The sequence below is a fragment of the Enterococcus termitis genome (assembly GCF_001730305.1).
Lineage (GTDB): Bacteria > Bacillota > Bacilli > Lactobacillales > Enterococcaceae > Enterococcus_L > Enterococcus_L termitis.
The window spans coordinates 274,760-298,562 of sequence record NZ_MIJY01000034.1 but is presented as its reverse complement, the minus strand read 5'-3'; the positions used below and the strand labels follow the sequence as shown (position 1 = coordinate 298,562).

General features: G+C 34.4%; 23 protein-coding genes. 20 read left to right on the top strand and 3 right to left on the bottom strand.

Annotated features, from left to right (window positions below; genetic code table 11):
• The first annotated feature begins 12 nt into the window (after positions 1-12).
• Genes BCR25_RS13770 through BCR25_RS13760 form a run of 3 tightly spaced genes read left to right on the top strand, consistent with a single transcriptional unit; the run spans position 13 to position 1,372 of the window.
• Positions 13-291, top strand: coding sequence for a BhlA/UviB family holin-like peptide (locus BCR25_RS13770; protein ID WP_069664157.1), 279 nt, complete (start codon positions 13-15; stop codon positions 289-291).
• 14 nt (positions 292-305) lie between these two features.
• Positions 306-572 (top strand): holin, encoded by a 267-nt coding sequence (locus BCR25_RS13765; RefSeq protein WP_069664156.1) that lies wholly within the window; start codon positions 306-308, stop codon positions 570-572.
• Complete coding sequence (locus tag BCR25_RS13760; protein WP_069664155.1) at positions 572-1,372, top strand: N-acetylmuramoyl-L-alanine amidase; 801 nt, start codon at positions 572-574, stop codon at positions 1,370-1,372. The genes BCR25_RS13765 and BCR25_RS13760 overlap by 1 nt, the downstream gene beginning before the upstream one ends.
• 43 nt (positions 1,373-1,415) lie before the next feature.
• Here BCR25_RS13760 and BCR25_RS13755 read toward each other — a convergent pair whose 3' ends face one another.
• Together BCR25_RS13755 and BCR25_RS13750 are read right to left on the bottom strand one after the other, a co-directional pair.
• Positions 1,416-1,802, bottom strand: coding sequence for a type II toxin-antitoxin system HicB family antitoxin (locus BCR25_RS13755; RefSeq protein ID WP_069664154.1), 387 nt, complete (start codon positions 1,800-1,802; stop codon positions 1,416-1,418).
• A 52-nt stretch (positions 1,803-1,854) separates the two neighbouring features.
• Entirely contained in the window at positions 1,855-2,043 is a 189-nt protein-coding gene (locus BCR25_RS13750; protein ID WP_069664153.1) for a type II toxin-antitoxin system HicA family toxin, read from the bottom strand.
• 391 nt (positions 2,044-2,434) lie between these two features.
• On the opposite strand from BCR25_RS13750, the gene BCR25_RS13745 reads away from it, so the two are divergent.
• From BCR25_RS13745 to lepB, 10 genes are all read left to right on the top strand, one after another.
• Positions 2,435-3,928, top strand: a complete 1,494-nt coding sequence (locus tag BCR25_RS13745) for a helix-turn-helix domain-containing protein (protein ID WP_083242689.1) — start codon at positions 2,435-2,437, stop codon at positions 3,926-3,928.
• A gap of 383 nt (positions 3,929-4,311) precedes the next feature.
• Positions 4,312-5,418, top strand: a complete 1,107-nt coding sequence (locus BCR25_RS13740; RefSeq protein WP_139124586.1) for a tyrosine-type recombinase/integrase — start codon at positions 4,312-4,314, stop codon at positions 5,416-5,418.
• Between the two features lie 285 nt (positions 5,419-5,703).
• On the top strand, positions 5,704-6,327 hold the full coding sequence (locus BCR25_RS13735; RefSeq protein WP_069664150.1) for a winged helix-turn-helix domain-containing protein: 624 nt from the start codon (positions 5,704-5,706) through the stop codon (positions 6,325-6,327).
• Positions 6,328-6,498: 171 nt separating this feature from the next.
• Positions 6,499-9,378 (top strand): WxL domain-containing protein, encoded by a 2,880-nt coding sequence (locus tag BCR25_RS13730; RefSeq protein ID WP_069664149.1) that lies wholly within the window; start codon positions 6,499-6,501, stop codon positions 9,376-9,378.
• Between the two features lie 14 nt (positions 9,379-9,392).
• Positions 9,393-9,731 (top strand): EF2685/EF0750 family sortase-dependent surface protein, encoded by a 339-nt coding sequence (locus BCR25_RS13725; protein WP_069664232.1) that lies wholly within the window; start codon positions 9,393-9,395, stop codon positions 9,729-9,731.
• Complete coding sequence (locus tag BCR25_RS13720; protein ID WP_069664148.1) at positions 9,728-10,519, top strand: WxL domain-containing protein; 792 nt, start codon at positions 9,728-9,730, stop codon at positions 10,517-10,519. Before BCR25_RS13725 ends, BCR25_RS13720 begins: the two co-directional genes overlap by 4 nt.
• 29 nt (positions 10,520-10,548) lie before the next feature.
• Positions 10,549-11,316, top strand: a complete 768-nt coding sequence (locus tag BCR25_RS13715; RefSeq protein ID WP_069664147.1) for a WxL domain-containing protein — start codon at positions 10,549-10,551, stop codon at positions 11,314-11,316.
• A gap of 78 nt (positions 11,317-11,394) precedes the next feature.
• Complete coding sequence (locus BCR25_RS13710) at positions 11,395-12,456, top strand: WxLIP family cell surface protein (RefSeq protein WP_069664146.1); 1,062 nt, start codon at positions 11,395-11,397, stop codon at positions 12,454-12,456.
• Between the two features lie 33 nt (positions 12,457-12,489).
• A complete protein-coding gene (locus tag BCR25_RS13705) occupies positions 12,490-13,173 on the top strand; it encodes a hypothetical protein (protein WP_245792298.1) in 684 nt (227 codons plus the stop codon).
• A 26-nt stretch (positions 13,174-13,199) separates the two neighbouring features.
• On the top strand, positions 13,200-13,748 hold the full coding sequence (lepB, locus tag BCR25_RS13700; RefSeq protein ID WP_071879585.1) for a signal peptidase I: 549 nt from the start codon (positions 13,200-13,202) through the stop codon (positions 13,746-13,748).
• A 53-nt stretch (positions 13,749-13,801) separates the two neighbouring features.
• On the opposite strand, the gene BCR25_RS13695 is transcribed toward lepB, so the two are convergent.
• Entirely contained in the window at positions 13,802-14,563 is a 762-nt protein-coding gene (locus BCR25_RS13695; RefSeq protein WP_071879597.1) for a TraX family protein, read from the bottom strand.
• A gap of 633 nt (positions 14,564-15,196) precedes the next feature.
• Here BCR25_RS13695 and BCR25_RS13690 point away from each other — a divergent pair.
• The 7 genes from BCR25_RS13690 (at position 15,197) to BCR25_RS13660 (ending at position 23,782) form a co-directional block, all read left to right on the top strand.
• Entirely contained in the window at positions 15,197-16,312 is a 1,116-nt protein-coding gene (locus tag BCR25_RS13690) for a tyrosine-type recombinase/integrase (RefSeq protein WP_069664145.1), read from the top strand.
• Positions 16,313-16,834: 522 nt separating this feature from the next.
• A complete protein-coding gene (locus tag BCR25_RS13685; protein ID WP_069664144.1) occupies positions 16,835-17,557 on the top strand; it encodes a winged helix family transcriptional regulator in 723 nt (240 codons plus the stop codon).
• Positions 17,558-17,792: 235 nt separating this feature from the next.
• The gene (locus tag BCR25_RS13680; RefSeq protein WP_069664143.1) at positions 17,793-19,127 is read left to right on the top strand and encodes a pectate lyase-like adhesive domain-containing protein; all 1,335 of its coding nucleotides are present in this window, start codon (positions 17,793-17,795) and stop codon (positions 19,125-19,127) included.
• 205 nt (positions 19,128-19,332) lie between these two features.
• The gene (locus BCR25_RS13675) at positions 19,333-21,786 is read left to right on the top strand and encodes a hypothetical protein (RefSeq protein ID WP_069664142.1); all 2,454 of its coding nucleotides are present in this window, start codon (positions 19,333-19,335) and stop codon (positions 21,784-21,786) included.
• A gap of 21 nt (positions 21,787-21,807) precedes the next feature.
• Positions 21,808-22,152, top strand: a complete 345-nt coding sequence (locus BCR25_RS13670) for an EF2685/EF0750 family sortase-dependent surface protein (protein WP_069664141.1) — start codon at positions 21,808-21,810, stop codon at positions 22,150-22,152.
• Positions 22,149-22,949, top strand: a complete 801-nt coding sequence (locus tag BCR25_RS13665; protein ID WP_069664140.1) for a WxL domain-containing protein — start codon at positions 22,149-22,151, stop codon at positions 22,947-22,949. Before BCR25_RS13670 ends, BCR25_RS13665 begins: the two co-directional genes overlap by 4 nt.
• Positions 22,950-22,978: 29 nt before the next feature.
• Positions 22,979-23,782 (top strand): WxL domain-containing protein, encoded by an 804-nt coding sequence (locus tag BCR25_RS13660; protein WP_069664139.1) that lies wholly within the window; start codon positions 22,979-22,981, stop codon positions 23,780-23,782.
• The last annotated feature ends 21 nt before the right edge of the window (positions 23,783-23,803 follow it).

The window sequence follows — 23,803 nt, the reverse complement described above, 5'->3', positions numbered from 1 at the left end:
GAAGGTGAATTTATGGGAATTGAACCCTTACTAGCTAATGCAACAGAAATTAGTTTTGCTGTTCTGTTTGTGGCATTGTTTATTTGGGTCATGCGAAAGAACGACGAGCGAGAAAATCGGTATCTTAAACGCCTAGATGATAAAAATAAGGTGATTACAGAACAGCAACAGTTTATCAGCGATCAGACAAAGACTATGTCTGAGATATCAGAAACGGTCAAAGAGACGAGTAATAATGTCAGAGAAATCACGATTGAAATTCACTCTATTAAAGAGCAAATTAAAAAGTAGAAAGGGAGAAAGCAATGGATAACATTTTAGCAGCAGCAACCACAATTATTGCGTTTGTACTAGCCTTTACACAACTGATTAAGAAATATACGAAAGCGGATAGCAAATGGCTACCGCTTTTAAATTTATTAACAGGTTTATTTTTAGGGATAGCTTGGAGCCTTTCATTTGCACCTGATCAAATGATAGTTTTTGTTTGGGGCGGAGCTATTGCTGGTTTAGCAGCAGGGGGCTTTTATGATTTGGGTGCTAACACTTTCAGAAAGGACGATGATGCTTAATGGCAAAGATTTTGTTAATCGCTGGTCATGGTGCAGGTGATCCAGGCGCGATCGGAAACGGGACTAGCGAAGCAGTTGAAACTCGCCGAGTGGTTAATGCATTAGTTTCTCCGCTGAAAAACAATGGAATGGATGTCACTGTATATGATCAAAATAAAAATGCCTTCGCTGAGGCACAAGTAGGGCGTTTGAACTTTGGCGGAACATTTGACTATGTTTTCGAGGTTCATTTCAACTCGTTTAATAGTCAGGCTAAAGGCACAGAAGCCTTTATCACAAGCTCAGAATCAAGTGATTCTATAGAACAAGATATTGTAAAAAGGTTGAGTAAATACTTTGTCAGTCGAGGAGTGAAGCGAACCAATTTTTCAGTGATCTATAACGCTAAGCTTCGAGGGATGTCTTCTTGTCTTTATGAAATGTGTTTTATAGATAACGCTGCAGACATGCAGGCTTATAATAATAATTTTAGTTCTATCATTAAAGATATGGCTAATGCCATAGCCGACGGTTTCGGAAAAACTGCAGGTAGTGGAAATGCTTCTATTCCCGAAGCACCAAATAAACAAATAACAGAAAAGGATGATGATATTATGTTTAAGTATATTAAAGTGCAAAAGAGTGGTAATGAAGAAGTATGGTTAGTGTTTGGGAATAAACGTAAACATTTAGGACCTAAAGAATTAAAAGATGCCAACTTGCTGTTGACTCGCACAGGACACTCTACAAAAGAAGAGAAATACAGCCACGATAATTATGCGCTTAAAATGATCGAAAAATTAACAGATGAAGTAAAATAAAAAGTAAAAGCCCCGCTCTCAAATTGAGAGTAGGGCTTTTTTGTTATACATCGAGTTTATCTTTTAGTGCTTCAGTTAATGTTTGAGAGAAATTAATATTTTCTTGTTGAGCTAATTCCTTTAACCATTCAGGGATTGTGACATTTGTCTTTATTCCTTTTGAATGGTATTTTCTTCTATAAGCTGCCATATCAATTCCAATTAAAGCGACCTGTTTATCAGGATATCGTTTCTGAATATCGGAAACAGTAGAGGCTTTTGGGGCTTCTTTTTCATCCTCCAACACTAGGCCTAGCACTTCCTCAGCCATCTCATAAGCTTGCTCAATAGAATCGCCTTGTGTCATTGCTGAAGGCACATCGGGAAACTGCACTAGTACATAATCACCATCTTGCTCAAATGTAGCAGGGTAAACTAATTTTGTAGACATATTATCATACCTTTCTTTAATTGACTGTATGCTATACCAACAAGCGCACGGGTTATTTTAAACCCGCTTGCTTGAGAATGTTCTGTTCTAATCCTTTTCCTAAATCTTTGTTATGCATTGGAACGATGGTGGTTGCTTTAGTGATTGGATTAAACATTTTCTTGTGGCTTCCTCGTTGTTTCATTTCTTGGAACCCGTTTTGTTCTAGCAGTTTTACCATCTGCTTAGGCGTCATTGGCATACCGTCAACTCCTTATCTCTAATTATATTATACGTATTTTATACGCATAAGTCAAGCGCTAATTTTCACATATTCAATAAAAAAGAAGGGGCAAAAAAGGGGCAAAACTTCCGCACAAGTACAAACTAGCACATTTTCTTTCTAAAGGAAAAACAGCCATAAACCCTTATTTTATAGGATTTTACACCTATTTGAACTAGCAGAAATTACGGCTGACTGATGGGTGGTATGATGTAATCTGCATCATTATAGTAAAGACAAAGACAAGGCTGTAATTCGAGTTATAACTCGAATTACAGCCTTATTTTTATTTTAAATTGACAGATTTTAATAATTATGTATAATTATGAAGGTTTAAAAACAGTAAATAAAATCATAAAGAAAAGGTGAAATGATGAAAGATTTCTTAAGTGATCAAGACAACATGAAAGTAAATGTTTTAGCAATGATCATCCAAAGAGGCGAATACGTTAAATTATCTGAAATCAGTGAACGATTGTCTTTATCAGCAAAAACGGTTCGTAGTATTATCCTCTCATTAGAAGAAAATCCCTATATTGAAGAGCAATCAATTGATATTAATTATAATAAAGTAGGGAAAATGAAATCTGTCAAAATTATCAATGGTTCTCTAACGGACGCTTCATTTTATTATTTAGAAAAATCCATCCTTTTTTTAATGATCAAAGAACTGTTTTTAAAAGGTGTATTAAATAAGAAAAAGTTTTGTTCTGATTATTTTATCAGTCCAGCAACATTTTCTAGAAATAGAACGAAGTTGAAAAGTACATTTTTATCTTTTGGTTTGTGTTTAACTAAACAAAACAGGTTAGATGGACCGGAACTGAAGATTCGTAATTTCTACTTTTTGCTTTTTTATAATGCAAGCTCAAAATGGCTGTTTTCAAGAGAAATGAAACACTTTTTGAATCATTCTTTACTTGCCCATTTTCCTGGATTGGTAAAAATCGATCCTGGGAAAAAGCAAATGCTTCGTCTGGCAATTTATATAATTATTGTCCGAAATAATCAAAATTGTCCATCTAACAAAACGCTTAAGCTACATCTTGAAGGATCTTTGAAGGAACTATATGTAACTATTGAATCTTATTTTTCAGATAGTTTTCCGTATTTTGAAAATAAAATTGCGGAGGCTCAATATTTATTCATTTTCATTTTGAAAAATCAAATAAAAAAAATAGACGAAGAGGAACTCAATATTTATGAACCTCTCAAAGAGCATAATGAAGTGATGTCGTTTTTCGCTAAAGAAATCATTACACATTTTTTTATAGAGAAAAAAGAGAGTGAGAAAAAGCTAATACCAAATATTAGTTTATATTTTATCTATTTAGAAAGCAGTTTTTTTGATATTGCTCGCTTCCAATACATAAATATTAATGAATTCTATTTTCAAAGGAATCAGTTTGAAACAAAACTGAGACAAAGTACAGAAAAAATTGCTCAAAAGTTATATCAGACTTTTCCTATATTTTTTGAGGAAATAGAACATAAAAATGAAAAAAACAGAAAGGCAATCGTCAACTCAATGGTTTCATTCATTTACAATCTCAAAATAAAATACGAGCCGCCGCTTTCTCAACCAGTTGTTTCAATATATGTTCAGAACTCTAAAGAATATGCAGAGGAAATTATTCAACACAAAATAGAAAGAGTATTTTCAAATCGAGTAGAGATAAGAAAACACTACCATCCGGATATAGATCTTTATGTTACGGACAAAGAATACGAGACACCGAATAGTAAAGCGAAAAGAATTTATGTACCAAATTATCGAGACTCATTTACAATGCATAAACTTTTTGAAGTGATCGAACATTTAATTGAAGAAAAGGTAAGTTCTGAACCATTGGAGTATATGTAAATAAGTAAATTCATTTTTTCTGTTCATGAAATTCTAGTCTAAAGGGAATTTTTGAACAATTTATTATAGAAAAAATGGTATAAATTAAATATAAAATAAAAATAATATTTCTTGTTTTTTGATAAAACAAGAAATATTATTTTTATTTTTAATTAAGCTGTCATTAGTTTTTTTCAAATCAACAAATTCATTTTAAAGGTTATTAGTTAATAATACAAGAGTTTTTTTAATTTTTTTCTATTTAAACAAAAAATAACGTAAAAAATGAACTTTTTTAGAGTGAATCCATTCTAGAATTGAGAAGATTTGTTCGATTTTGTGATTACTAGGTGTTCGTTGCCGTCAGTTTAACCGTCAAAAAGAATGAAAGGATGAGAATAATTTTGGCAAGAGGCGAAAATATTTACAAGAGAAAAGATGGACGTTGGGAAGGGAGATATCCCAAAGAGAAAAATGCAGATGGATCGATTTATTATGGCTATATTTACGGAAAAACGTATCGAATCGTTCGTGAACAACTTCTAGCAAAAAAATCGCTGATTTCTGCTTCTGAAGATAAGATACAACAGAGCTTCAAAGGGAGTTTTGCCGATTTGGTTGATTTTTGGCTTGATCAGCTAATTAAAGAAAATATAAAAGAAAGTACCTATACAAGTTATCAAAATAAATTCAATTTACACATTTTACCCGTCATAGGCAACATTCCATTGGATCAGATAAATGTTCAACAACTGGAATATTTGATTTCAAAAATGAATGAAAAACTTTCTGCATCTTCTATTCGGATCACCTTCCGATTAGTAAAAAGTTGTTTGGAAGCAGCGAAAAAACGAGGATACATTCAGCTAAATCCGGCAGAACAAATTTCTCTACCGAAAGTTGAAAGAACACAAGTCAAGGCTTTAACTCGTCAGCAGCACGCTCTTTTGTTATCAGAAAGCAGAAAGGATATCAAAGGATTACCTATCACCTTAGCTTTGGAAACTGGAATGCGTATTGGTGAAATTAGTGCTTTAAAATGGTGCGATGTTGATTTTGAACAGAATCTAATTTATGTATGCAGAACAAAACAAAGAATTTCAAATACATCAAATGGAAAAAGTAAAACAAAGCTAATCGAAACAACGCCTAAAACGCAAAGATCCAAACGATTGATACCATTAACTTCTGCTTTAAAGAAACAACTTTTGAACGCTAAATCACAGTCCTCATCTCCATATGTCGTAGAGAATCGAGGTGAATCAATTGAACCTAGAACAATCAGCTATCGGTTTGAGCGGATGAAGAAAACCTTAAATTTACCATCACTACATTTTCATGCACTACGACATACCTTCGCCACGAGGTGCATCGAGCTAGGGGTAAATATCAGTACTGTCAGTGCATTACTAGGGCATACGTCAACAAAAATGACATTGGATATCTATACACATTCAATTTTTGAAGATCAAAGAATGGCAATCGAAAAATTAAGCTCTTTAAGTAGCTGAATAAATTTAGGACACATTTTATCACCGTCAAAATAGCCGTCGATTGAAAAAAAAAGCTGTAACATAATGAAAAAATATTGATATTTCTTGTTTTATCAAAAAACAAGAAACAGCTATTTACAGATGTAGCATTTTTAATTATAGGCCAATTTATATTAAAAGGGAACGAAAAAGGTCAAGTGATTTTAGAAAGAGGGAAAGTAATTGACTAGATACATAATAAATATAATATGCATGAATAATATATCAAAACCAATAACGAAACCAGCCTGTCAGGATGTTGATTTGGAGATTGAATTTCTAGAAGAAGAGGTTGTCAGTCAAAAGAATTTTTCGGATACAGATATTATTTTTATTAATGAAAGTGATGATTTGATAAAAGTATGCGAGCTAATTTTGATGATTCGAAAAAAATCAGATGCAGTCTTATGGTTAGTTGCCCAAGGAACAATTGTGGAGCGTCAATCGATTTATATGGAATTAGGTGTTGATGGAATCATGGAAACAAGAAATAGTATTGACGAGATGATTTTAACAACAGTAAATTTAATCAAACGATTAGAACAGTTAATTCAAAAGAAATCAAATGATTCATTCTATCCATCGAAGCAATTATTAGAAACAAGATTTCAGTTGATTCCGAATAAATCTGTTTTACTAATTGACGGAGAAAAAGAAATAAATTTGACAAGGCGTGAGTATCAGCTCTTTGACTTATTATCCTCGTCGAAAGAAAAAATGCTGACGTATGAAGAAATTTCAAAGAATATGTGGGGAGAAACTAAAGAAGATAAACAGTACAGGATTAGTAATTTAGTTTTTCATTTGAGAGAAAAATTTAAAAAAAGGGATTTGGACCCTGCAATCATCAAAACCGTAAGATCAAAAGGATATACGCTGAATTACTAAAGCTATTAAGAATCTATAAAGTACTTTGAAGGACATAGTCAAAACTAAGAAAGCGTGAAGTTGGTTCTGTTTTCCTATAGGTTCTTATTATTTAAGTATATTTATATGGAAAATTGAAATAAATTTTTTATTTTAAAAATAAAAAAGAATTGATGAGAAAGGAGGAATATGATGAAAAAAAGAATATGTCGTTTGTTCATTATTTTTAGTGCTTTTGTTATCATGTTTATTTTTTATAGTAGTACCAGGATAAAAGCAAGTGAACAAAGTACCCAAAGTTCTTCTGATAGAGAAACAATCACACAACAAGTTGACCTAGACTCAAAACAAGCTGGCTCTAAAGAAAAAACAGTCAGAGATTATATTTGGACTGAGGTGAAGTTCTTTTCATATAATGATTTGGGGTGGAATCGTTTTGAACGTTTAGCTATAAGCTATCAGTTTTCAGAGGGCAAAGCAGCTAGCGCTTATACAATTGAAGATTATAAGCCACAATTTGGCTTCATTATTTATGGTCCTAGCAAACCTGAGTGGAGTGCATCTGTCAAAGCTCTTGCAAAGAATGGGGCAGGGGCTTTGATAACGACGGCACCACTGATCATCGGAAAAGGGAATCTTATTCAAGAACCTTTGAATCAAGCCGGTCATGGATCTAAATCCGCTTTAGATCTTACTAAATCTGCATCGATTATATCCAACACAAAATTTTATAAGGCAACCAATGCTAATGATGAAAAGGTATTTAAAATTGTCTATGAAATAACAAATAATCCGGCAATCTCTGATAAGTCTCAAATGTTTGATTATCATCTAAAAGTTGAGGAAATAATTTTTGGTGGAAGTAATGGACGCATAAATATTGAAACAAAGGTAACAAATTTAATGGACACACCAATCAATGATTTTGTTTTGGGGTCAAGGTATGATACGGATATAGAAGGCAGTGAATCTAGTGTACCTCTACCTGTACAATATATTGGTGAAAAACGAGGTATCTATTTTCTAAAAGAAAATTTTCGGGGAGATGCTTCTATAAAATTAAACTTTCTCTTTAATAAGAAAGGCGGTCCTGATAATTGGTCTGTAAGACAGAATTATGGAATTGGTCAGGTTTCAAAGTTTTATGATCCTGCATATACAGCATTCAATAGCTCTGGGTCTACAGGACTAGAAGCATTGGCTGGAGATAATTACAATGAAGTCGCTTATGATAAAACTCAAGTGCCAAATTCTGAAAAATATGATACAGCTGTATATATGAAAAATCAGCCAATCAACTTAGGCCCAGGAGAAACGACTGGCTATAATTTTGATGTCGGCTTAACAGTGCTCGTTAATAATACATTAAGTATTTCATTGGATGAGAGCTTAGTGGAATATGATGGTGGTTCTCACACTGTCACAGGGACATTGATTGATTCTACTGGAGCAGATAAATTAGAAAAAATCTTTTGCAAAATAGATGACGGACCATTTAAAGAAGTACAGTTAGTAAAGAGCAAATTGCAAGGTATGGAGTACACATGGAGTTGTGATATGCCAGAATCAGAATTAACACCTGCTAAAACGCGAATATTAACATTTTATGCAAAAAATGATGGAACACCTGAGAAACAATCTGCTCAAGTGACACAAAAGCTAGTTTACAATAATCCACCAGAATTAACTGTAGATAAATCAGCTAATTGGTTTGTTCCAGGAACTGATTATAGTGTTAATGGTACGTTTAAAGATATTGACACAGAAGATACGATGCTTACAATGATGTATTCACTTGATGGTACAAATGAAAAAGTACTCGGAACAGAGGAGAATCGTGAACCATTAGATACAGCTAAAACCTTTATAAAAACTATACCAGCTAATGAGCTTGGTTCAGGTAGCCATCTTTTAAAAATCTGGTTACAAGACAATCGTGGAAAAGTATCTAATATTGAAACTTATACAATAGCACCTCATAACAATCCAGAGCTTTCAGCAGAATTAATGATTGGTAATGAAGAAATTACGGAAGGAGAACGGACTACCTTCACGTCGACTTTCAAAAATAAGGCAAAGTCGCCATCTGTTTATAGAAATGTCACCTATTCAACAGTCGTTCCATTAGTAGAAAATGTTACGTTTGATTTAAGTAGTGTCAAACTAAACGGCAAGCTGGTTTCGCCTACAGCTGTTCAATTCACAAATGGAATCTTGAAGATTGGGTTAGATCAATTGGAACCAAATCAAGAATACTCACTTACCTATGATCTTGTTTCCGCGATTGCTAATCCGCCACTATCTAAGCCGATTGAGCTCAAACAAGCGTATACACTTACAGGTGATTCAGCAGATCGCAATGGAATTACCATCGTATCAAATAACGGTGTACAAAATAGTCTGAAAATCATCCCGCGTCTTGCTAAGGTTAAAGTTTCATTTGTTGATGAGAAAAACGAATCAATTGTTGAGGATGCACTTTTTGATGCCACTGTATCAGAACGAATTGATTTATCGAAAAATGAAACGATTGTTAAAAGGCTACTTGAAGTGAAGTCTAAGAATTATATTCTTGATACACCTCCGGAAGATGAAAAAGATCTTTTGATAACAGCGACTGGTGTTGAAAGGAAATACACATTTAGAGGAACCTTATTTATTGAATCCGCGCCAAAGGAGATTGATTTTGGTGAGCAGAAAGTCAGTGCCTTCAATAAAGTTTTTGATAATCCAACCTTTGATAGCCCATTAGTTATTTGGGATAATCGGGCAACTCTTGGACGCTGGAAAATAAAACTAAAACAGTCTGATGATTTAAGTATTCCTGGTGATTCAACAAGCAAACTTCCTAATGCTTTATATTACCAGACTAGCTCGGAAGAAAAAATGATTTCTACTGAGGCGCAGGAAATTTTCCTTTCCCAACATCAGCTTTCTGGAAAATATGATGTCAGTGGAACAACTTGGGGACCAAAGAAACAGGGGCTACGTTTAAATGTTCCTGTGGGTGCAGTCAAACAGGTAGGAAAATATGAAACGACACTTACTTGGCAACTTGAAGAAGCATATTAATGGAGGGAATCGTAATGAAAAAAAAGCATACTATTTTGCTTATACTAGTTCCTGTGATGATTCTGTTGCTATGTTTTTATGGAAGTAGTGTAAGTTTTGCTGCCGAAGAAGGTGGTCAGGTAGAAACTGATGCGGCGATTCTGTTTTATCAGGATAGTTCAGTGACTACACAAAAACAACCACCAATTGACAGTGCCAAAAAGAATCAAACTAAAAAAATGCTTGGAAGATTGCCAAGTACCGGTGAGCTAGTTAAGTTTAGTTTTTTATTTAGTGGACTGATAATAATTTTAGTTGTGTTGAGTCAGTGGTTTCTCAAACGGAAAAGAAACGAAGGAGGACTGAGTAAATGAAAAAAAGACTGATGCTTATCTGTTCTTTTAGTCTCGCTCTGTTTTTCTTAAATGAAAGTCCGCTTAAAGTTTCAGCTGATGATGAATATTCTGGGACTGGGAATATCTGTTTTGAGGGGAAACCAGACAGACAAATCGTCGACCCGGAACATCCAGAAGTTGTTGCAGATCCTGGAGAGAGTCCAAGCACAGATCGGGCATTACGTATTGATTTTGTTCCGAAACTTATTTTTCAAAGAGCAAAGATCTCTGATCAGGATCAAATGTACTATGTAAATGCGCAACTGTTCAAAGATAGTACAGGTCCAAGAGGCAACTTTATCCAAGTATCCGATTTTCGAGAAAAAAATACAGGTTGGTTACTGCAAGTAAAACAAAATGTTCAATTTAAAAATGAACATGGAAAAGAATTAAAAGGGGCAATGCTTTCTTTGGATCAATCATGGGCAAATTCAATGATGGATCAAGCAACAGCTCCAGTTGTTTCAAAAGAAGTTATTAAGCTCATGAATATTGGTGAAACTTACAATTTGGCTGAAGCAAAACCAGATAAAGGCGTAGGAACGTGGTCGATTATTTTCGGCGCTTCTGTCAATAATTCGCAAAAACGAACAGATACTTTGAAGCCAAAGCTGGATGAAAAAGGTCTTCCAGTTCATGACCCTATCTTTAACAATCAGCCTATTTATGAAAATCAGGCAGTATCCTTATTTGTTCCTGGAAAGCCGAGTAAGCAACCAGGAAATTACCAAACGGTGTTAACTTGGATTTTATCCGAGCTACCATAAATCATAAAAATTTTTAGGAGGAAACACAAATGAAATTTACACACAAATTATGCGGAGCAGTTCTGTTAACTGTATTAGGTGCTTCTGTAGTACTTCCAGGAGCAGCTTTCGCTGCAGATGATCCATTAAACTGGGATGGAAAAGGTACCATTAAATTTTCGGAAGATGATGGTGGCGATGATAAACCAGTAAATCCCGAAGAACCAGATGATCCAGATAATCCTATCGTAGATCCAACGCCTAATCCAGGAAAAGGACCATTAAAAGTTATTGCTGTAACAGATTTAGATTTTGGAACTGCAAAAGTAACCCCAGCTTCAGGAAATGGATGGGAGTATACTGCAAAAGCTGCAGAAATCACATATAAAGATGGTACTAAATCTGAAGAAGCTAACTTTGTACAATTTAAAGATACTCGCTCAAATAATTTAGCAAATAAACATAAATTGTCGGCTAAAGCAACAACATTTAAAAATGGAGAAAATCAAACGTTAAAATCTGCACAGTTGAAATTCAGTAACATTGGTTTAATTAATAAAGCAGATCAAAACCAAGTGAATGATGCTGGTGTTCCAGCAACTCAAACATTAGAAACTGATGGAACAACGCCAACAACATTTGTGACTCAAGATGATGCGGATAAAGGCTTTGGTCAATTTGTTCTTCAATTCGGAAATAAAGCAAAAGGAACACATAAAGAATCAGTAAAACTCTGGGTTCCTTCATCTGGTAATAAACTATCTACAAGCAGCGGCTATTCTTCAACCATTAGATGGACGATTGAGGATGCTCGTTAATTCAAAAAATTGTTATAAAAATATAACCAAGCATTCCTCTTAGGAAGCTTGGTTATATTTTAAAGAAAGGATTTGCAGATGAAAAAATTTTATTTTATGTTTTTAGTGGCAATTATGTACATAGGGATGAATGGTTTTACTTTAATCGGACAAGCAGTAGAAGAAGAAAGCTCAAGCTTTTCATATAAAGTCATTCTGCCGGAAAATCAACATAGTAAAGAAGTAAGTTATTTTGATTTACGTGTCACACCCAGTCAAGAACAAACTGTCATCATCAAAATGACCAATAGTTCAGAAAAAGAAATTACAGTAGAGGTTTCATTAAATAGTGCTAAAACAAATACAAATGGTGTGGTGGAATATGGTCCTTCAGAGCTAAAAAAAGACAGCTCATTAAAATACGATTTTGCCGACATTGCAACTGGTGAAAAGACTGTGAAAATCCCAGCAAAACAAACTATTGATTATAAACTGAACATTAAAATGCCAAATGCTTCATTCGATGGTGTGATATCTGGTGGTATTTATATGATCGAAAAAGGGCAGATTGACGGTCAAAAGGCGATGATAAAAAATGAATATGGCTATCTAGTAGGGATGCTATTAACTGAAACAGATACAGTGATCAAACCAGAGCTAAGTCTAAATAAAGTTTATGCGCAACAGCAAAATTATCGTAACGCAGTGTTTGTTAATTTTTCAAATACTAACCCAGCTTACGTAGATAAAATGACTTTAGAAGGTCAAATTACAAAAAAAGGATCAAAAGAAGTTTTATATGATACAAAACAAAACAATATGCGTATGGCTCCAAACTCTCAAATTAATTTTCCTATTCTGATGAATGGAGAAAAAATGATTCCAGGTGATTATAATGCACATATTTTGATTACTACTGAAAATGGTGGGAAATGGGAATGGAATCAATCATTTACAATTACTGACGAAGAAGCGGATAAATTTAATAAAGAAGATGTGAGTTTATTACAAGAAAATAGTATTAATTGGTGGATAATTTTAATTATTGTTTTAGGAATTATGATGCTAGGAGCTATTATTTTTATAATTATTCATATTATTGGTAAAAAAAATAAAAAGAGAAAAAAAGAGCTAAGAAAATCTAAAAAAAAGCATAGATAATCAATAGCTATTATTATTTAGGAGCATAGAACTATGATGATATCATTATTAGATTGGCTATTTATTGGAATGCTTTCATTAGCTATCCTCTGTTTGCTTTGTTCAAGTATATTTTTCGTTCGTTTGATTAGGATAAAACAGAAAATAGTGCAAGTGCAAACAATTATGGAGAAAAAAAAGAAAGATAAGAAGAAACGAAAAAGGTTTAAAAGGAAAGTCATTTCATTAAAGAAAAAAAAGAAAAAGCGCGTTCAATTGAGTATTCTTTTCCTCTTTTTAGGGATTCTATTCATTAGTTCTGCTTTATTTTCTAGACATTATCAAGCAACCAACTTAGGGAAATTGGATTCAGAAGGAATTGCAGAAGGATATTATCTACTAAATACAGTCACTGAGCAACTGTCGTCAATAAAAGAACAACAAAATAGTGAAAAGAAACAAAAAAATATCCGTGAATTGGCAGCAAAATTATCGGGATTTGGTGTTCGCTATGCAGATCCGAGATTGACTGTAGAAGGACAACGTCATCTAAATCGATACTATGCTCAAATGAAGGAACTAGGTCTCAATTTAAATAATCAGTCAGTTGAAAGTTTACAACAAGAAGAGATCTTTGAAGGATATCAGAAGGATATTAAAAATATCGTACAAATTCAGGATAATGTCCTTCGTTATTTCAAAGTAAAGGAATCAACATTAACACGTAAAAATAAGTGATTTAAGAAAATGATGTGAGTTTTAAGATGAAAAAAGGAAAATTCAAGAGAGCCGATTCAGAAAAAATATGGAAAGAGATGGGTAGCACTATCATTATTCTATTTACCATATTACTTGTTATTCAGCTGTTTGTTTTTTCGATAGAAAAAAATAAAGGATATGCGATGCGAGAAAAATTGAAGACTGGAGAATATGTACTAGTTAATCATTTAGCAAAGCCTGTGCGGTTTTCAGTAATTTTTTTTAAATTACCAAATTCAAAAGAAAAATCAATGATGAGAATTGTAGGGATGCCCGGTGAACGAATAAAATATGTTGATAATGAGCTATATATCAATGATCAACTAGTTTCTGAACCTTTTCTTTCACTTAAAGCAATTACCAACTATAAAGAAGAGTCCGTAATCACAGAAAATTTTGATTCAAAAGAAATTTTAGGAACAAATAACGGAATAATACCAAAGGGCAAATATCTTGTATTGGGAGATAATCGCAATTATGCAACGGATAGTCGTTATTTTGGAGTTATCGATGAGTGTTTATTAATTGGGACTGTTATAAAAATAGAAGAGTGAGTGGGATATGACTCGAAGAGTTTTGTCCCGCTCTCTTGTCACATCCACTTTTTTTATTGATTAAGTATAAACATCAGTAAATAAGGAACAATCAAAAATTGTTGAATACTTACTAAAACGAGCAAATGAACCGGATAAAACCAATAAAAGAAGTATTTTAGTTGTCTGCCTCGCTGACCATTATATAGATAAATGAATAAAAAAGCGAGTAGACCAAATACACTATTTTGAAGTAAGATAAGCCCACCAAACAAGCATTTTAGCAACTTCCTATTTCTAAATAAATAGAAATTGACGATCAGTAAAACACCGATCCATCCTCCGTAATCCGTTTGTAACCACTCAGCTACAAAAACACCACTTCCTATTATCATTAAAGAAAGAGGCAAGCTTCTTAAAGAGGAATGCCAGTATTTTTTAAGTCCAGCAATCACGAGTAAACCGATCCATAGTGTAAAAAACACATTTTGACTGTGAATATCGACGAATCGTTTTGAAAATGCAAGATCGTATGGGATTTCAGAAAGTAATGCAAAAAGGAATAAACGAATGCTATATCGTTTGATATTGGACGTATGGACAAATCCTTCAACGAGCAAAAAGCAAAATATCGGAAAAGCCAGCCTTCCGATCATAATGAAGAAAGGGAAAAGGTTCTCGATTCCTTCAAACAAGCGATTTGTATCAGTCTGATAGGGCACAGCTATTGTTATAGAAGTGCGAAAATATAGGATTTTTGCTGTATGATCCATCAGCATAGTAAAGATTGCCAGCCATTTCAATTGACTGCCAGAAAAAAAAGGTCTCGATTCCAACAATAATTTCTCCTTTAGTTAGGATAGTTTTGATAAGTAATTGTACCACAAAAAAATCACGAACTATAGGATAGTAAGAAAAACCATGGGATTGGTATAACTTGTTTCGAGAAGATAATAATCTGGAGTTAAGAAGGAAATTACGACTAATATCAGAAGAATTTATTGTTCAAATACAAATATCTCATTTTCATAACTTTTTTTAATCAAAATAAATAAAAATTTTTACGAAAAATGATGAAATTGTTGTGTATATTGATATAATGAATATAGAGAGAATTCGTTTCTTAAATTTCTTGAATGTATCAAGTATAAGAAAATACTATCTAACAATAAACGAGCAAATCGTAATAAGATTTCGACTTCTCATTCATTCTATATCAAAAGATAATAGCAGTCTATAAGGAAAAGTTCTTTTTTTTATCACTTTTTTATTGAAATTGATAAAAAAATGAGAATAGTTAGTGAGATGTTTTGTTTTTAAAATGAAAAAATGGTCATTTCGATAAAAAAGATCACTTTTTTATTAATAATAGTTATTTTGCTCTTGCTATTTTACCTAAACTGAATCGGGTTGTATTTTTTAAGCCGTCAAATAAGCCGTCAAATTTTTTTTGAGAAGGGATGTTTTAAGTGAGCAGAAAAGGAGAAAATATATATAAAAGAAAGGACGGCAGATGGGAAGGAAGATACATCAAAGCCAGAAATGAACAGGGGAAGATTGTATACGGATATATTTATGGGCGACAATATGCTCAGGTAAAGAAAAGACTTGCCGAACTAAAGGTTCAATATTCTTTTACCCACGCGAATGTCAATTTATACAAAGGCACTGTAAAAGATTGGCTGTATCATTGGTTAAACATCGTGATGAAAAAAAGGATCAAACAATCAACCTACACAAGTTATCGTTTGCGTATAGATAAATATATTATTCCATTTCTTGGAAATAAGGCATTAAGTCAGCTGAAGAATCAAGATGTTGAAGAATTCGTAAATTATCTTATTCAAATCGATTTATCCTCCGCTACTATCCATTCTGTTGTTATGGTGTTAAAAAGTGCCTTAAAAAAGGCGCATCTAGAAAATTATATTCTAATGAATCCGAGTCTAAATCTAGAAATATCCGCTAAACAAACGAATGAAATCACTGCTTTAAGTCTAGCAGATCAAGCGAAAATAGAAACGGTCGCCTTAAAAGAACAAGCGTGTTCAGCAGTAATATTAGCATTGTATACTGGTCTAAGGATCGGTGAAATCAGCGGCTTAAAATGGACGGACATCGATTTTGATAAGAACATTATTTACGTGAAAAGAACATTATACAGAATACCTAGTTTAGAAGAGAAGAAAAAAACAGAGATCATTTTGGCTGAACCAAAAACCAAAAGTTCTAAACGAGCAATTCCACTAGCTGAAAATTTGAAAAGTTACCTATTGAATAAGAAAAAGATGAGTACGTCTGAATTTGTAATTTCGTGCAAAAATGGGTATGCTGAGCCTAGAGTGATTAGCTACCGTTTTAAACAGATCATAAAAGAAGCTGGTGTTCCGCCTATTCATTTTCATGTGTTGCGGCATACGTTTGCGACGCGATGTGTTGAAAGAGGAATCGATATTGCTACATTAAGTAAATTACTTGGACATGCTTCAATCAAATTAACTTTAGACACGTATACCGATTCATTGTGGGAGAATAGAAAAAAGGCTGTCTCTGTCTTAGACGAGCAGCTTAGGGCATCATCATAAAAATAGTTATAGCTAAAAACGGCTGAGATAAAAGCATAAACCTCCGAAGGTGTTGCTTTTATCTCGCCGTTTATTTGTATTTACAGTTAAAAATAAAACTGATTCTTTTATTATGTTCCAGATCTTTTTTCGATTGTAAATGAGCGTGCAACCAAAAGTTTAGTTTCAATAGAAAAGAAAAAAACTTCTTTATTGTTTAGTTACATGAATTCGATAATCGTAAAAAAGTCGTTTCCAACAGATAACTTATTTTTATTAGCCGTCATAAAGTGGTCAATTCAATTTTTCAGATAAGTTAAATCAAAGACAAGAGCCTGTTTTTCTTATACTTGATACATTCAAGAAATTTAGTTGATTAAGTGTTCTTGGGTAAACCGAGCCGTTAGTTTACGTCTAATCGTTCATCATAAATCTATACATGGAACTATTATAAGCGTAAATCTATATTTTAAAAAATTTTTGGCTTCAATTATTAGCAACACTTAATCTTAAACAAAAGTGATGGTGAGGAGGTCATCAGTGATGTATACGATCGGTTACATCTCGTTAAATAATCAAATGAATGCAGAGCGGGAAAAAGCACTTAGTCCCCTTCAGTGCATTGTACAACCAATTGACAAAAAGGAGATTATTAAGCTTTTTGAAGGTAAAGATTGTTTGAGCAATAAAATCGACACGTTGATCGTTGAAGACGAGGATTTTTCTAACATCAACTGGATCTGTGAAATGATTATGTATGTACGTAAGCAATCAGATATACCACTTTGGATTGTGACATCATCAGATAAGGTCAGTAAAACAAGTCGCATTGTTTATCTGCAATTAGGAGCCGATGGCGTTATCGATTACGAACGTGATTTAGATGAAACCATCTTAGTGATGAGAAATCTAATGAATCGTTTTAAACAATCTAGGTTACAAGGAACATCCCCAAAAAAATCCCTAACAAGCAGTGTAGAAGATTTCCGTTTGATTCCACAAAATTTGAGTGTTTGTTTGGAGGATGGCAAAGAGGTGAATCTGACTAAACTAGAATTTCTGACCATCGAATATTTACATAAACATGCACGTAAAACAATGACATACGAAGAAATTTACAAGAATGTTTGGAATGATACTTATAAAGATAGGAAATATCGTGTATCTAATTTAGTGTTTCATTTACGGCAAAAAATCGAAGTAGATATAGAGAAACCTAAATATATTAAAACGATTCGTTCGAAAGGGTATATGTTAAATGTTTAACAGTAGTCCATCCAGTATCTAATCAGAATACAAGACTGTGAATCGGAAAGTAAAAAATATGCGCGATGTGATAATAATAGGAGGGAATAATATGCATAGAGAAATGGTTTCGGTCCGAAAGAGATTTTGCGGAACTGGATAGAAAGAACGAGAAGTGAAATGGAAACTCGTCCTTTCTAGGAAGGGGGGAAAAAACAAGTTTCGGCAAACGCACACATTAAAGGAGGAAAAGAAATTGAAAAAAACACACGTATTGAAAAGAGGCTTGCTGACTTTAGCAGCAGCGGCCGCACTAGGAGCAGTAGTACTAGCAGTTCCAACACCAATTTTAGGTAGCCCGGTAGTTGCTTATGCAGCAGAAGAAACAGCTGAAGTAGCAACGATTGCTGAATTTGAAGCAGCGTTACAAAATCCAGCAATTACAGTGATCAATGTGAATCAAAGTATCCAATTCAGAAAAAATATCACCAATATTCCAAATCGTGATTTAACGATTAACGGAAACGCAGATAAAGGAGTTGTGATCAATTCCGCGCATAATTCAATTTATGGAAAACAAAACACTAAAGGTAAAAATACTATTTCAATTAAAAATGTAAATATTGTTGGTGCTGATAGTGATGGACGTTTCTTCACTGGCGGATCTGGTAATGGACCTTCAAGCTACGGCTGGGATGTTTATGCTGAAGATGTAACGTATCAAGGGGCTCGTTTTGTTCACTTAAGTGAAGGTAAATTAACTTTTGCAGGTAAAAACAATAACATCAACACTCGTGCTGAAAATGCGTGGGTTCATGATCTAGAATTCTTACCTGGAACTGTTTATAACGGGATTGCAGCAAATAAAGACCACGGTCAATTTTCAGCGTTTTACTTTAATGGCGCATTGATCAAGGGTAAAGCAACTGGTGAAGCAATCATCGGTGATAATGCAAAAATCAATGTAAAAATTGGACCACAAAGTAATGTGAACTATTACTACCCAGTATTTTACGATAAAGTTCAAAAAGTTGATGTAGGAGCCAACGCATCACTTGATGTAGATGCAGCAGGGGTTGCGTTCCAATTTATCCCACGTGCCGATTATGTAAACAAAGTACCAACATTTAATCTAGCATCAGGAAGCTCAGTTCACTTGAATGGACGTGGCGGCGGAAACTACGCAACGATGAAACTTCAATATTATGGATCAGAAGTAAATGTTTCTGAAGATGCTGAACTAGTTGTTACTGGTAACAGCACAAAAGCAGTTGTTGAAAGTGAATACAAAGGTGCTGTAATCAATTTAGATGCACCACGTAATTTTGAATTAACAAATAAAAAACCAAATTCAAAACTATTCTATGCAACGAATACAACAATCAATGCTACTGACGTAAGTGAAATCGCAACTTGGGCTCAAACTGGTGGAGATTACGATTATACTCCTGTCTATCTAGATGGCGGAAGCTTCTCAGTTAACTTTGGTAAGATTTGTAACAGTACCACATTATCAACAACTGGAGATATTTCACCAAACTTCAGACTTGAAAATTATGGAAAAATCTCTCTAGTTGGTGGCGGAATCTAATTCGTCATTAATTTGGCTAGTAAAATAATGCCAATTGATTGACCATTTTTAGTTGGGAAAACTTTTCGAATGACAAAATATAGATGCTAAGCAATTATAATTTGTCTTTTTGAAAAAGTATTCCCAACGTGGATTTTTGTTGGACGAACAAAAATCAAAAAATAGTGTGTATTGACTTAGTATGTTGTGGTGAGGAGGTGGAAAATTGAAAAAAATTAAACAAAGACTTTCTTTCATTATTGCGGGATGTTTGGTTTTAGTAGGTATTAACTATGTTGTTTCAGGGGCTAACGAAAAAATTTCAGCTGCACCGGCAGACTATAATGATATTTTATTAGCACCTGACGTGAATATCATTGGTAGCTCAGGAACAATATCTGAAATTCCAGGTGATTACGGAACAATGTTCAAATTGACTAAAGATACTAGCTATGAAGTGAAGGGATTGAAAGATCCAGTCAATGACGTGCTAGTAAAAACGGGTAGTGGGATAAACGATCCGAATGCCTCTAAAATCTTTAGGTTTAGTCCAGATAATATTGCAGAGGAAAAAAGTGTCTTAGTAAAAAATGCAGGACTCTATAATGGGAAAAGCATTGATTTAAAGCTGGTAATTGACCAAATGTCACTTACGAAAAATGCAAGTACTGGGAAATATCCTTATATGAACTTTATTGCTGTGAACTATAATGATCGGGACAAAACAGATGACACTGCCAACGTAGCAATTAAGACGTGGGGAGCAATGTTTCTGATGCTTGGAAGTTCTAACCGAAGTGCTTCGGACTACTATGATACGTACGCTATTGGGGATAAAGTTCAATATCATTATGAGTTTTATGACCATCAAACTGGTTTACCAATTGATTTTCAGGGAACTTGGAACTTTAACAATATCAATGGGTTAAAAGCTGTTACTACAGATTTTGATGATGATTTTAAAAAGTTATATGTGTTAGAAGATACATGGATTGGCTATTTGAAAGACACACCTACTGTAGGTAAGCTTGAACTTTATGGGACCAGTTCGACGACAAACAGCTCGAGAAGTTTGTTAACGCAACTATTCTCTGGTAATAAGTTTAATACAAGTATGGAACGTAGAGCAGCGACCACAAATACGAATCCAGCTGCAATGGCAGTCATGTATGGTACTCAATCACTCGCAAGGATTGCCCCTGCAACACCGATTGTTTACGGTATAAAAAATGAAGCGAAACACACAGATACAGAAAACTATTTAGATATTAAGTACTCCATTTTGCAAACGATCCCTGATAATAAAATCGAAAATAGAGATGACACATTTAAACTTGAAACAGAAGTACCAAGTATCTATGATATCGATCTATCTAAAGTGAAAGTCCTTGAATATGGAACAGACACTGATTGGACAGGATTGTTTACTATTGAAAAAGATCCTGGGAATGCTAGCAAACTTATTTTGACAGCGAACCTTTCGGATGCGACAACTGCAGAAAATTTTAATGGAAAAGTTTTTGATATCAAAATTGCGGCAGAAGCGAATGCTTCATTTAGTTTTGATAAAGATAATAGTCTATATGGTTATCAAAACAGTGGTGACGACAACGGTTATATGACGTTTGAGCTTGGTGGACCTAAGACAAATGCATATTATACGTATAATACTGTCAACGGAAATGTATTAAGTGATACTTTGGAATCTAAGGTAATATCAGGTCAAACGATGTCAAAAGTTCTTTACGAAGGGAAACCTGATGCTGATCCTAAGCAAAATATCAAGGTTCCTCTTGGTACAAACTTTAATACCGATTATCCAGACCCTGGAACCTCATTTTTAGACAATATTCGAGTAGATACTGATAATCCGATAGATAAACCTGTAGAAGTTACTTATAAACAGCCATTACCAAACACATCAATTCTTGGAGACACTACATTAGTGCTAACGCTAACAACAGCTAAAGGCGTAACAAAGGATGTGCCTGTAAAAGTAACTATAGCTCCTACAACTGCCGAATTAAGGGTTAAGTATAAAATCAACGGCAATTACATGACGGATAAGTATCCGGATTATGTTGATTCAACGCAAATGATTGGAGATCCAATCAATCTGAAAAATATCAAATCAGTAACGGATACGATTCAGGCTATCAAAGATGCAGGTTATGAACAAACCAATGCGCCAGTTGAAGAATTTGTTCTTGCAACTGGAGGAAATATAGTGGAGTACGAATTTGAAGGTCGACTGTTTTTATCTTCAACACCAGAGATTCTCAATTTTGGTATTGAAGAAGCTAGTTATAAAGCGATTCGCGTGAATGAAGCTACATTGGACAAAGCCTTGATCGTAACGGATACAAGAGCAGCAAAACAACAATGGACGCTTCAAGCAAAAGTAACTCAAGAATTTACACTTACTGAAACAGACGGCTCTAAGAAAGTTATTCCCAATATTTTGCGCTATAACGATGGCTCAGAAACAGAAAAGCATTTTATCCTAGATAATGCGCAAGAACTTTTGACCGATACGCATACCACAAGTAACGAATTCAACGTAAGCAGTACGTGGGCACCTAAAGGCAAAGGCTTTAAGCTGGATGTTCCAGGTGATGCAGTCAAAAAGCTTGGGAAATATCAAGCGAAGATTGAATTTGTAGTTGGAGAAACGCCATAAAATTAAAGGAGAGAAAGACGAATGATGTTAAAAAGAATACGAACGCAAATTGTTATCCTTTCCCTTGTTTTTATTGGTAGTTTTTTCACAGTAAAGCCAGTAGTAAGCTATGGAGCGGAAGCTGAAGTGCAGACCGTTGGAGAAATAGTTTTTTCAGAAGAAAGCACAACTCCGACCTCCGGAACTAGTCAATCGTCCTCTGATGAAGAGCCAACAAAGAAACCTGCTGGAAAGTTTCCATCGACAGGAGAATTGGTTCAAAAGAGCTTACTGATTTGCGGAATGGCGGTCATAGTTTTAGTAGCGTGTTTCTATCTATTCAAACGGAAACAGACTACTAGAAGGAAGGAAGGGCAAAATCAATGAAAAGATTAACATTGACTATTACAGCTTTTCTTGGTATTGTTCTCTTTTTTTCAGGAGAAATGGCGCATGTTCATGCAGAAACTTCACGTAAAAGCGGAGCTGAGATCGATTTGAAGCGATTTAAAGAAGAAGAATCTATTATTCGAGATCCTGAAAATCCAGCGAATAAAGTTGATCCGGGAGAAACGCCTCAAACAGATGGCGATCTGCGAATTGACTTTGTCCCCAAATTAAATTTCAGTACTGTAAAACGAACGGATGAAGCGGCTGTATATCCGATCAATGCACAATTATTTCATGATGAGACAAGTGCAAGAGGGAATTTTATTCAAGTATCAGATTATAGAGACACTTCTTCTGGCTGGACATTGCAAGTAAGACAAGAAGAACAATTTAAACATGTAACAAAAATCGGAGCTGAATTAAAAGGAGCAGTCATTTCTTTTGATCAGGCTTGGACCAATTCAACAAGGGATGCGTCATTATCCCCAACAGTCTCCAAAGAAGTGATTCATATGAGCAATATTGGAGACACATATAATTTAGCACAAGCTCAAAACGAAAAAGGTTCTGGGACTTGGAGTATCGTATTTGGGGCTTCGAAAGAAAATAAGAACGGACGTCCAAATTCATTAGAACTGAGAAAGGATTCTTCCGGCAATTCGATTGAAGATCCGATCTTTAAAAAACCTGTATATAGTAATCAAGCGATTACGTTAACTGTTCCTAAAGAGACAGAAAAAGAAACAGGTGCTTATTCAACGGTGTTGACTTGGATATTAGCCGAGTTACCATAAATACACACAAAAACTAGGAGGAAACACAAATGAAATTAACACACAAATTAGCTGGTACAGCTTTACTAGCGGCATTAGCAGTAGCGGCAGCAGGTCCAGCAACAAAAGCAGCAGATCCAAACAAACCAGGGGTTGGAGAAGGAGAAATTGAATTCACAAGTAAAACGTATGAAACATATGATACGTCAGGTGTTGTACCGCCTAACACAGATAGTCAATCAACAAGAGATACTGACAGCACTGCCTTATTAGATGGGGAATTCTTAGTGCAAGGTATGTCTAAATTAGTCTTCAATTCTCAAGCAGCAACAACTGGAGCAGTGACTTCATGGGCAAAACCAACAACAGCAAACCCAACAACAGCATCAGATCACGTGCCAGCACGTGCAAACTGGGTTCAATTTAAAGATGATCGTCAAACGGATGACCATACGTATGAATTGACAGCTAAAATCACTAGAAACTTCCAATTTAACGATACAGCTAAAGGAAAAGTTAGAAATATTACTGGTGCTGAAATCACTTATGGTAACCCAATTTTAGTTGCTGATGCGGAAAACGAATCATTGAAACCAAGCTCTAATGGAATCAAAACTGCTGTAGTAAATGAAACAACACCAGCAGCAGTATTCACAAATACTGATGGTACAGAAGCAAATGGTTCTAAAGGACGTGGACGTTATGCTGTTTACTTTGGTGATATCGATAATCCAGCTAAAAAAGCAGAAGAATCTGTTAAATTAGAAATTCCTTCAAACCAAGCACAAGAAATCATGAACGGAAAATATGTTGCTGAAATTACTTGGACACTTTCAGAAACACCATTACCATAATCGTGTTAAGTAAGTAAATTT